12 protein-coding genes and 1 pseudogene are annotated in these 13,045 nt (G+C 72.8%); 6 read left to right on the forward strand and 7 right to left on the reverse strand.

The genetic code is table 11. From position 1 onward, the window contains the following. Positions 1-20 precede the first annotated feature (20 nt). Both CK485_RS13815 and CK485_RS13820 read right to left on the reverse strand, forming a co-directional pair. Positions 21-887 (reverse strand): N-acetylmuramoyl-L-alanine amidase, encoded by an 867-nt coding sequence (locus tag CK485_RS13815; protein ID WP_109450368.1) that lies wholly within the window; start codon positions 885-887, stop codon positions 21-23. 11 nt (positions 888-898) lie between these two features. Continuing rightward, complete coding sequence (locus tag CK485_RS13820; protein ID WP_109450370.1) at positions 899-1,576, reverse strand: class I SAM-dependent methyltransferase; 678 nt, start codon at positions 1,574-1,576, stop codon at positions 899-901. Positions 1,577-1,831: 255 nt separating this feature from the next. Between CK485_RS13820 and CK485_RS13825 the strand changes: the two genes are divergently transcribed. Both CK485_RS13825 and CK485_RS13830 read left to right on the forward strand, forming a co-directional pair. Next, positions 1,832-3,274, forward strand: coding sequence for an MFS transporter (locus CK485_RS13825; protein ID WP_109452951.1), 1,443 nt, complete (start codon positions 1,832-1,834; stop codon positions 3,272-3,274). 240 nt (positions 3,275-3,514) lie between these two features. After that, a complete protein-coding gene (locus tag CK485_RS13830; RefSeq protein WP_241968455.1) occupies positions 3,515-5,113 on the forward strand; it encodes an MFS transporter in 1,599 nt (532 codons plus the stop codon). Between the two features lie 7 nt (positions 5,114-5,120). On the opposite strand, the gene CK485_RS13835 is transcribed toward CK485_RS13830, so the two are convergent. Both CK485_RS13835 and CK485_RS13840 read right to left on the reverse strand, forming a co-directional pair. Then, a complete protein-coding gene (locus CK485_RS13835; RefSeq protein ID WP_109450372.1) occupies positions 5,121-5,762 on the reverse strand; it encodes a response regulator transcription factor in 642 nt (213 codons plus the stop codon). A 41-nt stretch (positions 5,763-5,803) separates the two neighbouring features. Continuing rightward, complete coding sequence (locus CK485_RS13840; RefSeq protein ID WP_342673476.1) at positions 5,804-6,538, reverse strand: alpha/beta hydrolase; 735 nt, start codon at positions 6,536-6,538, stop codon at positions 5,804-5,806. A gap of 415 nt (positions 6,539-6,953) precedes the next feature. On the opposite strand from CK485_RS13840, the gene CK485_RS13845 reads away from it, so the two are divergent. Further along, positions 6,954-7,631, forward strand: coding sequence for a TetR/AcrR family transcriptional regulator (locus tag CK485_RS13845; protein WP_342673477.1), 678 nt, complete (start codon positions 6,954-6,956; stop codon positions 7,629-7,631). A 6-nt stretch (positions 7,632-7,637) separates the two neighbouring features. Here the strand turns inward: CK485_RS13845 and CK485_RS29060 are convergent, their stop codons facing one another. After that, entirely contained in the window at positions 7,638-8,192 is a 555-nt protein-coding gene (locus CK485_RS29060) for a protein kinase (protein ID WP_199239452.1), read from the reverse strand. A gap of 196 nt (positions 8,193-8,388) precedes the next feature. Here CK485_RS29060 and CK485_RS13850 point away from each other — a divergent pair, with 196 nt between their 5' ends. After that, positions 8,389-9,411 (forward strand): hypothetical protein, encoded by a 1,023-nt coding sequence (locus CK485_RS13850; protein ID WP_241968341.1) that lies wholly within the window; start codon positions 8,389-8,391, stop codon positions 9,409-9,411. A 20-nt stretch (positions 9,412-9,431) separates the two neighbouring features. Next, positions 9,432-10,447, forward strand: a pseudogene (locus tag CK485_RS13855) (transcriptional regulator). A gap of 6 nt (positions 10,448-10,453) precedes the next feature. Here the strand turns inward: CK485_RS13855 and CK485_RS13860 are convergent. After that, positions 10,454-11,728 carry a histidine kinase gene (locus CK485_RS13860; RefSeq protein WP_241968342.1) on the reverse strand — a complete coding sequence of 425 codons (1,275 nt, stop codon included), beginning with the start codon at positions 11,726-11,728 and terminating at the stop codon, positions 10,454-10,456. Positions 11,729-12,061: 333 nt separating this feature from the next. On the opposite strand from CK485_RS13860, the gene CK485_RS13865 reads away from it, so the two are divergent. Continuing rightward, positions 12,062-12,496 carry a VOC family protein gene (locus CK485_RS13865; RefSeq protein WP_109450374.1) on the forward strand — a complete coding sequence of 145 codons (435 nt, stop codon included), beginning with the start codon at positions 12,062-12,064 and terminating at the stop codon, positions 12,494-12,496. A 262-nt stretch (positions 12,497-12,758) separates the two neighbouring features. On the opposite strand, the gene CK485_RS29065 is transcribed toward CK485_RS13865, so the two are convergent. Then, positions 12,759-12,917, reverse strand: a complete 159-nt coding sequence (locus CK485_RS29065) for a hypothetical protein (protein ID WP_199239338.1) — start codon at positions 12,915-12,917, stop codon at positions 12,759-12,761. Between the last annotated feature and the right edge of the window lie 128 nt (positions 12,918-13,045).

A 13,045-nucleotide genomic window follows, 5' to 3' on the forward strand; every position in this document is an offset into this window, starting at 1 on the left:
CGGGTGTGACCTGGTGCCGGTCAGCCGGGTTGGGCGGGCGTCCCCAGGCGTCCCGAGCCTCCGGAACCCTCCAGGTATGCGGCGATCCCGTCCGCGATGCCCCGTGCCGCCCGCTGCCGCCAGGAGGCGTCGGTCAGCCGCGCGGCGTCCTGCGGATCGCGCATGTTGCCGCACTCGATGAAGACCTTCGGCACGGTCGACAGGTCGAGCCCGCCGAGGTCGCCGCGCACGTCCAACGCGGTGCCGTGGCCCACGTAGTTGGAGAACGGCTCGCCGGTGTCGGCGGCGAATCGATTCCGCAGGTCGATGCCGAGGGTCCGGGACGGCGCCACGATCGGCCGGGTGTCCGCGATCCCCGCGTGCACCGCGGCGGGCAGGATCACGTGGAAGCCGCGATCGCCGACGGCCGCGCCGTCCGCGTGGATCGAGACGGCGGCGTCGGCGTGCGCCGCGTTGCCGATCCGGGCCCGCTCGTCCACGCACGGGCCCCACGCCCGGTTCCCGTCCTGGGTGAACGTCACCTTCGCGCCCAGCGCCGTCAGCAGCGTCCGGGCCCGGCGTGCGACGTCGAGCGTGAAGTCCGCCTCCGGGTAGCCGGCGTCGGTGGCGGTGCCGGTGGTGTCGCAGGCCTTGCGGCTGCCGCCGATGTCGACCAGCCGGTCGATCTCGGCCGTGTGGTACTGGTTGCCGGTGTTGTGGCCGGGGTCGATCACCACGACCTTGCCCGCCAGGGGCTTGCCGGGCGAGGCGCCGGAGTCGTGGACGGTGGGGGAGACGCGCGGCGCCGGCGAGGTGGGGGGAGCCGGCGGACGCTGCGCCGAGCACGCCGTCACGAGGGCGGCGAGCCCGAGCGCGACGGCCGTGCCGCGCCGTGTGGGGCTGGACATGGGCGTAGACCTTAGACGCCTTCCGCGACCCGGCGCAGCACGCGCAGGGACCGCGTGACCGACGTCTCGGTGAACGCGCCCGACTCCAGCGCCCTGCGGTAGATCCGGAACGGGGCCTGCCCGCCGTCCGCCGGGTCGGGGAAGACGTCGTGCACGACCAGCAGGCCGCCGGGTGCCACGTGCGGCGCCCAGCCCTCGTAGTCGGCCGTGGCGTGCTCGTCGGTGTGCCCGCCGTCGACGAAGACCAGGCCCAGCGGGTGGCCCCACAGCGCGGCGGCCCTCGGGGAGCGCCCGACCAGGGCCACCACGTGGTCCTCCAGGCCCGCGGCGAACAGCGTCCTGCGGAACGTCGGCAGGGTGTCCATGCGCACGGTCCGCGCGCCGTCCCCTCCGGTCTCCGTCAGCTCGGGGTCGACCAGCTCCGCGTCGTGGTACTCCCAGCCCGGCTGCTGCTCCTCGCTGCCGCGGTGGTGGTCGACGGTGACGGCGGTCACGCCCGCGTCGCGCGCGGCGGCGGCCAGCAGGATCGTGGAGCGCCCGCAGTACGTGCCGACCTCCAGCAGCGGCAGCCCCAGCGCGGCGGCCTCGACGGCGGCGGCGTACAGGGCCAGGCCCTCGTCGACGGGCATGAAGCCCTTGGCCTTCTCGAACGCGGCGAGGACCTCGGGGTGCGGTGCGGGGTTGCTCATGCCCACATCGTGCCGCAGGCGGCGCGCGGGACGACGCCCGGGTGCGGGCCGCCGCGGTCCGCGGGCACCGGCTGCCCGCGGGCACCGGCTGCCCGCGGGCTCCGGGCTGCGGGCAGCGGCCTGGGACCTGCGGTCTGCGGCCCGCGGCGGAACTCCCCGTACTGCGGCGGACCCCGGAGCAGGGGCGCTGTACGCCGCCGGACCTACGACGTAAATCCGATGCGCGTTCCAGCGGCGCGCGACAGCATGGCGAGCATGCCCGACCTCACCGCGCAGCTGAACACCTCCGGCACGGACCGGCGGCCCGCGCCGCCCGCCTGGGCGGTGCTGCTCGCCGCCTGCGCCGGGCAGTTCCTCGTCGTGCTCGACGTGTCCGTGGTCAACGTGGCGCTGCCGTCGATCCGCGGCGACCTCGGGCTGAGCGCGACCGGCCTGCAATGGGTGGTCAACGCCTACGCGTTGACGTTCGCGGGCTTCCTGCTGCTGGGCGGCCGGGCCGCCGACCTGTTCGGGCGCAAGCGGGTCTTCCTGCTGGGGCTCGCCCTGTTCACCCTCGCCAGCCTCGCCGGCGGGCTGTCCCAGCAGCCGTGGCAACTGGTCGTGGCGCGGGCGGTGCAGGGCCTGGGCGCCGCCGTGCTGTCGCCCGCCACGCTGACCATCCTCACCACCAACTTCCCCGAGGGATCGGCCCGTACCCGAGCGATAGGCACCTGGACCGCGGTCGGCGCGGGCGGCGGCGCGGCCGGTGGCATGGTCGGCGGCATCCTCACCGACTACCTGTCGTGGCGCTGGGTGCTGCTGGTCAACGTGCCCGTGGGCGCCCTCGTCCTGGTGGTGGCCGCGCTGCGGCTGGCCGAGTCCCGCGCGCAGGGGCCGCGGCGCAGGCTGGACGTGCCCGGTGCGCTGCTGGTGACCTCGGGCGTGGCCGCGCTCGCCTACGGCATCGTCAACTCCGGTCAGTACGGCTGGGGTTCGGGCCGGGCGCTGGTGCCGCTGCTGGGCGGGGCGGCGCTGCTGGCCGGCTTCGGTGTCGTACAGGCGCGGACCCGGGAGCCGTTGATGCCACTGGGGCTGCTGCGGGTCAGGTCGGTGTCCGCGGGCAACGCGATCATGCTGGTGGGCGGTTCCGCGATGTTCTCGATGTGGTACTTCATGTCGCTCTACATGCAGAACGTGCTGCGCTACTCGCCGTTGCGCGCCGGGTTCGCCTTCCTGCCGTTCACGGTGTCGATCATCCTCGGCTCCAAGCTCGCGCCCCGGCTGATGGCCCGGGTCGACGCGCGGCTGCTGTGCGTGGTGGGCGCGCTGGCGCAGGCGGCCGGTTTCGCCTGGGAGAGCCGGATGACCGCGCACGGCACCTTCACCGGGACGATCCTGGGTCCCGCGGTGCTGATGTCGCTGGGCACCGGGCTTTCGATGACACCGCTCGCCACGGCGGCCACCTCCGGGGTCGCGCCGACGGAGGCGGGACTGGTCTCGGGCCTGGTCAACACCTCGCGGCAGATGGGCGGCGCGCTGGGCCTGACCATCCTGGCCACCGTCGCCGCCGACCGCACCGGCACGGCGACCTCGGCCGCCGCGCTGGCCGCCGGATACGGCAGGGTCTTCCTCGTCGCCACCGGCTTCCTGCTGGTCGCCGCGGTGCTGATGGCGGTGGCGCTGCCTCGGCCCGCGACGCGCGCGGTGAAGGCGGGCTGAGGGGCGATCGCGGGCGCCGGGCGCCCCCAGGGATCGAGGGGGCCCGGCGCGGTGAGCCCACCGGCTCCTGAGGAGGCCAGGCGCGGTGATCACTCCGGCTCCTGAGGGGGCCAGGCGCGGTGATCACTCCGGCTGCGGATCGTCCCGCACGGGTTCACAATCAAACGCATGAGCAGCGGTACCCCCTCCGCCGCGAGTCCCCCGGCCGAGCGATCGGACGTGGTGGTCTCCGGCGGGCCGATGCGTCCGGGCCGCCAGACCCTCGTTCTTGCGGCCATGCTCTTCACGGTCTCGATGACGTTCATCGACCAGACCATCGTCGCGATCGCGGCACCCAACATCATCAGCGAGCTGAACCTGACCGCGTCCGGCATGCAGTGGGTGGTCAACGCCTACCTGCTCTCGCTGGCCGCGTTCTTCGCGTTCGGCGGACGGCTCGCCGACCTGCTGGGGCCACGCCGGGTGGCGCTGGGCGGCACGATCGTCTTCGTGGTCGCCTCGGCGCTGTGCGGTGCGGTGCCCAAGGGGTCGGGCGCCCTGGCCTGGCTCGTCACCTGCCGCGCCATCCAGGGCTTCGGCGCCGCGCTGCTGTTCCCGGCCGCGCTCGCCGTGGTCGTCGCGGTCTTCCCCGTCGAGCGCAGGGGCCGCGCGCTGGCGCTGTTCTTCGGCATCTCCGGCGCGCTGACCTCGCTCGGCCCGATCCTCGGCGGCTGGCTGACCACGTGGACGTGGCGGGCGATCTTCTGGGTCAACGTGCCCGTCGCCGTCATCGCCGTCACCCTCACGCTGATGGCCAGGCTGCGCGACCGGCCGCGCCACGAGGCGATGGACTGGCGGGGCGCCGCGCTGGTCGCCGTCGGCATGGGCGGTGCGGTGCTCGGACTCCAGCAGTCGACGACCTGGGGCTGGGGCGACTGGAAGACGTGGGTGTGCATCGTGGGTGGTCTCGCCGTCCTGGCGGTCTTCTGCCGGGTCGAACTGGCCACCGCCCACCCGCTGATCAAACTGCGGGTCTTCCGCGACCGGGCGTTCGCCATCGACAACGGCGTGCTGTTCTTCGCCATGATGGCGTTCGTCCCGCTGTTCTTCTTCGCCTCCGTCTACGGGCAGGTCTGCCTGAGCATGTCGCCCAGTGAGGCGGGCTCCTACCTGTTCATCTTCTTCGCCGGGTTCGCGGTCGCCTCGCAGATCGGCGGGCGCATCCTGGACCGCAACGGCGCGCGGCCCGCGATGCTGCTGGGCACGGCGCTCGGCGCGGTGGGATTCGCGTTGTGGGCGGCCAAGCTGACCGACCTTTCGCTCAGCGGGCAGTGGTGGTTCGTGGTGATGGCGGGCGCGGGCATCGGCTTCCTGCTCGCCCCCGCCTCGACCGACGCGGTCAACCGTGCCATCGACGCCAGTTACGGCGAGGTCACCGGCATCACGCAGACCGTCCGCAACTTCTCCGCCGCGATCGGTCTCGCCGTGTTCAGCACCGTGCTGAGCCACGTCACGACCGACCGCATCGTCTCCTCGTTCCAGGCCCGCGGCGTCCCACCGTCCGTCTCGCACAACGTCGCCCACCAGATCAGCCAGTCCATCTCCGGCCGTGGCAACGCGAGCGCGCCCACCGGCAACGGCCCGGCGGCGACGCTCGCGCGCGGCGCGATGGCGACCGTGCGCGACGACTTCGCCCAGGGCAACCAGGCGGTCTTCTACGGCATGGCGGCGGCGCTCGCGGTCGCGTTCCTCGTCGCGCTGTGGCACCCGGGGACGCGGGTCACGCAGGGGGAGCGGGCTGTGGTGCCTCCGGGGGCAATGCCGCCGACACAGGCGGGAGTTGACCGCCCGCCAAGTTGACTGAGCCTCACAACCAGCCGTTGGTACGGGCGGTGCGGGCGGCCTCGGTGCGGTTGCGGGTGCTGGTCTTGCCGATGGCGGACGACAGGTAGTTGCGCACGGTGGACTCCGACAGGTGCAGCTTGGCCGCGATGTCGGCGACCGTGGCACCGTCCGCGGAGGCGGTCAGCACGTCGCGTTCGCGCACGGTCAGCGGGTTGGGCCCCGCGCTCAACGCGGCGGCGGCCAGCGCCGGATCGATGACCCGTTCGCCCGCCAGCACCCTCCGGATCGCGGCGGCCAGTTCCTCGACGGGTCCGTCCTTGACCAGGAACCCCGACGCGCCCGCCTCCATCGCCCGCCGCAGGTAGCCGGGCCGCCCGAAGGTGGTGAGTATCAGCACCCGGCACTCCGGCAGGGCGGTGCGCAGCTCCGCGGCGGCGTCCAGCCCGCTGCGGCCGGGGAGTTCGATGTCGAGCAGCGCGACGTCGGGTCGCGCACCGAGGGCGGTCGGCACGATGGCCTCGCCGTCCGGGACCTGGGCGACGACCTCCATGTCGTCCTCCAGTCCCAGCAGCAGCGCGAGGGCGCCCCGCATCATGCCCTGGTCCTCGGCGAGCAGGACCTTCACGCGGCCGCTGGCGGCGGACTCGCCGGAAGCGTCAGTCATGCGGGCAGCTTAAGGGGTGCGCCGTGCCCCGGGGCGGGCCGTCACGGCGCCGAACCCGCGACCGGCGGCCGGGTGTCCGCGCGGTCGGCGAGGGCGCGGACCTCGTCGGCGTAGGAGGCCCAGGAGTCGCGGGCCAGGAAGTGGCCGACGCCGGGCATGGTGCGCAGGCGGGCGCCCGGGACGGCGGCGGCGATGTCGTACGCGGCACGGACGCGCAGGAGCGGGTCGCCCTCGCCGTGCAGGACGAGCGTCGGCGCGGTGATCCCGGCGAGCGTGCCCCCGTGCCACGTGGCGCCGATCTGGCGGCTCTGCGCCTTGGCGTCGCGGAAGCTGGTCACGCCTTGCGCCGCCTCCTTGTCCACGAACTCCCGCACGTCGTCCTCGCCGAGCCGTTGCCCGGGCGCGGCCAGCAGCTGGGCGACGCGGGCGGCCAGGGCGAGGTTGCCCTCGGGGGTCTCCGGGTGGTGCAGCGCCGCGAAGCGGGCCACGCACTTCAGGCGCAGATAGCGAAGGACGCTCGGGCCCTTGGTGTCGCTGGGGACGGCCGAGGACGTCGTGACGCTGCGGACGCGGCGCGGGTGGCGGATGGCGAGGCGCTGGGCGACCAGACCGCCCATGGAGTGGCCGAAGACGTGGGCGTCCTGCCAGCCCAGCGCGTCGAGGACGGCGACCGCGTCGTCGGTCAGGTCCTCGGCGCTGTACGCCGGGGGCTTCGCGGCGGAGCAGGGCCGCCAGGGGCGGACCGACGCGGCGGTCGGGCAGACGGCTGGACTCACCGGCGTCGCGCTGGTCGTAGGCGACGACGTGGAAGCCGCGGCTGACGAGCGCGGCCACCAGCCCGTCGGCGAACCAGAAGCGCGACGTACCGAGCCCCATGACCAGCAGGAGCGGGATGCCGCCGGCTCCGCCGAGTTCCTCGAAGGCGATCCGGGTCCCTCCGTTGTGCGCGAACTGTGTCGTCACAGCGCCCTCCCCTGCTTGGCGGTTCGTGTTCGCGAACGATGTATGCGAACACCGTATGCGAAGGGATAGGGTGACGGCAACGTGGAGGCGGCGGAAGGCGTCGAAAGGCGGCGGAAGCGTCGGAGGCGGCGAAGAGGCCGGAGGCGGCCGGGGCTCCCGGACTCCTGGGCTCCCGGGCCTTCCGGGCCTTCCGGGCCTTCCGGGGGCTTCCGAGGTGCGGGAGGTGGCGTGGCGGTGGTACGAGAGCAGGACCTGGTGATCTGGCTGCGGCCGGAGCAGGCGCGGGTCGGACGCCCGGCCGAACGCAGCCGCGCCGAGATCACGGCGGCCGCGGTCGAACTGGCCGACCGCGAGGGCCTGGAGGCCGTTTCCATGCGCCGGGTGGCCGCGGCCCTGGGCACCGGAGCCGCGTCCCTCTACCGGTACGTGGCCACCCGCGACGACCTGCTCGACCTGATGACGGACAGCACGGCGGGCGAGTACGACCTGCCGGCGCCGAGCGGGGACTGGCAGGCCGACCTGCTGCGGATCGCCGAGCAGGCACGCAGCATCATGCGCCGCCACCCGTGGCTGCCGGGCCTGGTCATCACCCGCCCCACCCTCGGGCCGAACGGCGCGGACCTGCTGGAGCACGTGCTCGACGTCCTGGCGGACCATCCGGCGCAACCCGCCCGAAAGCTGGAGGCGTTCGCGGTCCTGAACGCGCTCACGGCGATGTTCGTCCAGAACGAGGCGGCGGCGGGCGCCCCGGCGGCGCAGCGGCAGGCGGCGTACCTGCGCCACGTGGCGCAGGAGGGCAACCACCCGAGGCTGGCCGCCCTCTTCACGACGCCTCCCGCGGCGGACCCGCCCGCCGACCGCTTGCCTGCGGTGCTCATCAGGGCGTTGGCGGGTGTGCTGGGCTGAGGGTCCCTATCGCTGCGCGATGCCCCGGTGGCGCAGCCAGGCCCGTGCGGCGTCCGTCATGACGGAGAGCCAGGCTGCGCCGGGACTCCGTAGCGAGTGCGTTCGGTACATCCGAAAGCAGGCCGTGGCGAAGGCGTCCAGCGCCCGTGGTTGCGCTGTGCGCCAGGCCGGGCAGTGCGCGGCCCAGGATTCGGCCGATGCGGCGGTGTGCCCGGCGGCGAGGAGTTGCAGGACGAGGCAAGCGGGGTCGATGAAGGCGGCACCCCGGCTCGGCCAGGCCCAGTCCACGATCCAGGTGGAGCCGGGTCCGAGGAGGATGTTGTCCGGGTTGAGGTCGGTGTGCAGCAGGGTGTCGCCACGGAAGAGGGTCGCCGCTGCCGACGGGTCGTCGGCGAAGCGGTCCCAGCGGGTTTCGTGCCAGTCGCGGGCGAACGAGGGGAGGCGGATACCACCGACGCGCGCAACGCCGGCGACGACGTGCCCGAGATCCGCCGAGCCGGGTTCGATCCTCGACCGGCTGGCCCAGGAGGCCGGAAGCCACCTGCGGTGCGACAAGTACACGGTGAACAAGTGGACCGGGGGAACCACGCCCCGCGAGGCCATCAGACCCCTGGTGGTGGAGGCGCTGGCCCGCCGCTTACGACGTCCCGTCACCCTGACCGAAGCGGGTTTCCCGTCGGTCGTGGCCGGATCGGCACTCGGCGCCGGCCCGCCGGGGGACACTCTGGAAGGACTTCTCACTACCGGAAGGGAAGATATGGACCCCTCACGGCGGAAGTTCCTCGCCACGACGCTCTACTCCGCGGCACTGCCCATCCCGGCCTTCCACGAAGTCGCCGATCGAGCGGAGAAGCAGACCGGCGCCCCCACGGCCCGCGTCGGGAAGGGCCACGTCGCGACCGTTCGTGGGGTGACCGACTCGATCGCCGACATCCTGGACGAACACGGGGGCGCCATCGCCCGTCCCATGGCGGCCTCGTTCATCGTGAACACACTCGGTCCCTACCTGCGTGCCGACGCGTCCGGCGCCGTGAAGCGGGACATGCTCTCCGCCGCCTCCGACCTCGTCTACCTGACCGGGTGGATGGCCATGTACGAGAAGGAGCACGGGCGCGCGCAGCAGTGGTACCACCGGGCCCTGACGCTCGCCCGGGACGCCGACGACCACGTGACGTACTGCCGCACGTTGCGCGGCATGGCACTGCAAGCGGCCAACCTGAAGCTGGGCCGCCGGGCGCTCGACCTCGCCGACTCGGCGGCGCAGGCGGCGCCCAGGTCCGGGCCGCGCCTGCGCGCGTTCCTCACCGGCCAGCAGGCGCACGGTGCCGCCCTGGTCGGTGACCGGCGTCAGGCGTTCACCCGGCTGGCCGAGACGGAAGCGGCACTGTCCAGGGCGGACGACCGGCGGGACGCGATCGGCGGCTACGACCTCGCCGCCTACTACTTCCACGTCTCCAGCGTGACCTACGCGCTCGGCGATCTCCCTGCGTCCATCAAGGCGATGCAGGACTCCAACCGTGTCCGCCCGCCGATGGAGAAGCAGGGCCGCGCCCATGCCAGCGCGCTGCTCGCCCAACGTCGCCTGGAGGCCGGACACCTCGAAGCCTCGTGCGCGACCTGGGAGAGCTTCCTCGACGACTACGAGAACCTCTCCTCGGCCCGCGCCGACGAGCATTTCACCACTCTCCGGGCGACGCTCAGGCCGTACCGAGACCACCGCACCGCACGCAGCGTGCTCATCCGGGCCGGCGAGGTCGGCCGACGGAAGGTGACCGTCTGATCGATCTCGGGAGGACAGACATGGATCCGTCCCGTCGGGTGTCATCGCCGCCGGGCTGTTCTCCGTGGCCCTCACCGTTCCCGGGTGGCCCGACGTGGTCGGTCGTATGGAGGCCGTTCAGACAGGGATGACACGACGCGTCGGCATGCCCGAGGTCGACATGGTCGTCGCGATGACCGAGCGGGTCTCCGGCCTCGACGACCGTTTCGGCGGGCGCCACGCCAGGCCCATGGCGGCGGCCTTCCTTGTGAACACCGTTGCCCCGTACCTGCGGGCCGATGCTCCCGCGACGGTGCGCAAAGCTATGATGTCGGCCGCTTCGGACCTGTGTTATCTCACCGGCTACATGGCCGTGGACGAAGGACTCCACGGGCTGGCACAGCGGTACTACACGAAGGCGCTGGAACTGGCCGGAGCCTCCGAGGACCATCTGACCTACTGCACGACACTGCGCGGAATGAGCGTCCAGGCCGTCGACCTCGGCCATGGCCGCGAAGCGCTGCGCCTGGCCGACGCGGCTGCTGCTGCATCGCCGAGTGCCGGGCCGCGTATGCGCGCGTTCTTGGCAGGCCAGCAAGCGCACGCGGCAGCCCGGACGGGAGACCGGGGCCGCGCCCTGAGACTTCTGCGCGAGGCGGAGTCCGCGATGGACAGAGCCGAGTCGCAGGAGCGGGCCTTCGGCTCATACGACCCGGCAGCGCTGAAATACCACGTCAGCCAGGTGCGTTACGAACTCGGCGACCTGGCAGGGGCGATCGCGGCCATGGAGGAGTCCGATCGCGTGCGCTACAGCACGTACCGGCGAGCCCGCGTCCGTCACCGCTGCACTCTCGCGGAACGGCAACTCGCCGTCGGCCACCTCGAAGCCGCCTGCGCCACCTGGCACCTCGCGTTGGACGACTACCCGGGCCTGCAGTCCGGCCGCGCCGACGAACGGCTCCGTGCCATGTACCGCGCGCTTCGCCCGTACCTCAGGAACCCGATGGCCCGGGACCTCTACGAACGCGCCCGCACCGTCGCCCCTGCGCCTGGCTGACCGCTCCTACCCCAACTCCTCCCCGTCCACCGGAAGTTCCGCCGTCAGGCGGAAGCCGCCTCGGGGGATCGGGCTCGGTGTCAGGGAGCCGCCTGCCATCGCGAGGCGTTCCTTCAGGCCCTTCAGGCCGTTGCCACTGCCTCCGCCGGCGCCTGAACCGTCGCCGTCGTCCGTGATGTCCAGCCGCGCGCGGCCCTCCTGCGTACGCAGTTCGATCCGGCAGGACGACGCGCCGCTGTGCCGCACGACGTTCGTCACCCCCTCGCGCACCACCCACCCCAGCAGCGCCGCCGCCTGCGGGGGCAGCGGGGGGCCGGACTCCGTCACCGTCAGCTCGACGCCGGACGCCTCCAACGCCGAACGCGCGCGGTCCAGTTCCGTGGTGAGGCTGCCCTCACGGTAGCCGGAGACCGCCTCGCGGATCTCGGTGAGCGCCTGACGGGCCACCGACTCGATGTCCGCCGCCTGCCCCAGCGCCGCGTCCAGGTCGCGCGGCGCCAGCCTGCGCACCGCCTCCGCCTTCACCACGACCACCGACATGGTGTGCCCCAGCAGGTCGTGCAGGTCCCGCGAGAAGCGCAGCCGCTCCTGGTTGACCGCCGCACGCGCCAACTCCTGCCGCGCGGACCGCAGTTGGCCGATCACCTCGTACAGCGACAGGATCGCGCCGGTCACCAGGCCGGAGACGAACGTCGCGTACGCGATGCTCGCCGCGCTCCACAGACTGGCACCGCCGTGCCCGGCGACGACCCCGGCCGAGATGGCGAGCACCGCCACGATCTGGCCCAGGTGCCGCCCCCGGAAGACAGTCCCGCACGCGAATGCCAGCATCACGATCAACGTGATCCAGTTGTGCCGGAATCCGATCGCGCCCGCGTAGGCGATCACCGCGCTCGCGCCCACCAGCACCTTCGGCGACACCCCGAACCGAGGCCGCTCGTCGAACGCCGAGATGACACTCATCGCGTACAGCGCGCAGAACGCGGCGAGCGCGAGCCACGCCAGCCATGCCGGATGCGCCCGGTGGTGCAGCACGTCCGCGGCCGGGGCCACCATGATGGTCAGCCACGGCAGCATGATCCGGCTGTCCGGCCGCTTGATGCGCTCGATGTACGAATCGAGTTCCGCGCCCTGCAACGAGCCCAGGTCGTGCACCTCCAGGAGGTTCTGCCCGCGCTGTCGCGGCCTCCCGCGACCCCGCCGCGCCACCTCCACGCGGCCCCACCACCGCCGCGCCTCCTGCCAGGCCCGCCGCGCCCGCGTCCCCCGGTTGCCCGCCATCCGCCTCGTCCGTTCCTCGTGTCCTCGTGCCTTGGGCCTCGTGGCTCGTGCCTCGCGCCCTCGTGGGCCGGTCCCCGTACCGGCTCCATCATGGTGCGGGGGCGGGGGGCCGGGCCATTCGGCTCGATCGGGTGACTCGCGGCCGGCGCGGGCGAGGATGCCCCGGCGCTCGCGAGCGGACGGCTACGTTGAACGAACGGGCGGCCACGTCGAGTGGGGGCCGGCCGCTGAAAGCGGTGCCGACCAGGCCGGATCACCGCCCCCGCGGTTCGGCGGCCCGCAGCACGTCGCACTGCGACCCAACCCCTCGCAGCAAGGAGTGCCACCACCGGCATGGACGTTCTGTTCATCACGAGCGTGGCGGCGGTCGTCGCCGACCCGCCGCTGAGCCGCAAGCTGTTCATCGAGGCGCTCGGGCTCCCTCTGGAGGGGGAAGGCGAGGGCTACTACTCCAGCGGGAACATCCCCGGCAGCAGGCACTTCGGCCTGTGGCCGCTGTCGCAGGCGGCCGAGGCGTGTTTCGGCACGGCCGAGTGGCCCGGCGACCGGGTGGTGCCGCAGGCGTCGATCGAGTTCGAGGTGGCCGACGCGGACGCCGTCACGGCCGCGGGCGCCGAACTCCAACGTGCGGGCTTCGAGCTGCTGCACCCTGCCCGCACCGAACCGTGGGGCCAGACGGTGGCCAGACTCCTCACGACGGACGGGCTGATCGTCGGGATCTCCTATGCGCCCGCTCTGCACGACGCCCGAGGGGACGATCAACGTTGATCAATATTGATCAACGTTGCGGCGGAGTCGATGAGGCGCCCGGTGAGTCGATGAACTGCCTGGGTGAGTCAATGAACTGACTGCGTGGATCAACAAGTTGACCTGGGCCAACAAACGAGTTGACCTGGCGAATCAATGGATTGATTGCGCATCAGGTTCGGCCCTTTGGGGGCCTGCGGAGCCTCCGGACACGCCACGGCGGCCGGTCCGGGGACGCTCCCGGGGCCGGCCGCCGTGGCGTGGTGGTGCGAGATCCGCCTGCTCAGCCGTTGTCCTGCTCGGGCCTGCGGTGCTTGCCATGGGCCGGGATGCCGGACTCGTCTGCGGCGGAGGCGGGACCACGGTGCTTTGGGCCCTCGGCTCCCAGGCCGGCCGCCTGCATGGCGCGGTCGTCGGTGACGTCGGTGCGGGCTTCGGACATCAGAAGTCTCTCCGTCGGGATCGCTTACTGGGATGGCGAGTCGGGGCGCATGACACATGACGCGCCTTGACACAACCGCCCGTTGCGCACTGACGTGGCCGGGTCGTCCGGCTGTGCAGCCCCCGTTC

This window comes from Streptomyces sp. ICBB 8177 (assembly GCF_003144095.1).
Classification (GTDB): Bacteria; Actinomycetota; Actinomycetes; order Streptomycetales; family Streptomycetaceae; genus Streptantibioticus_D.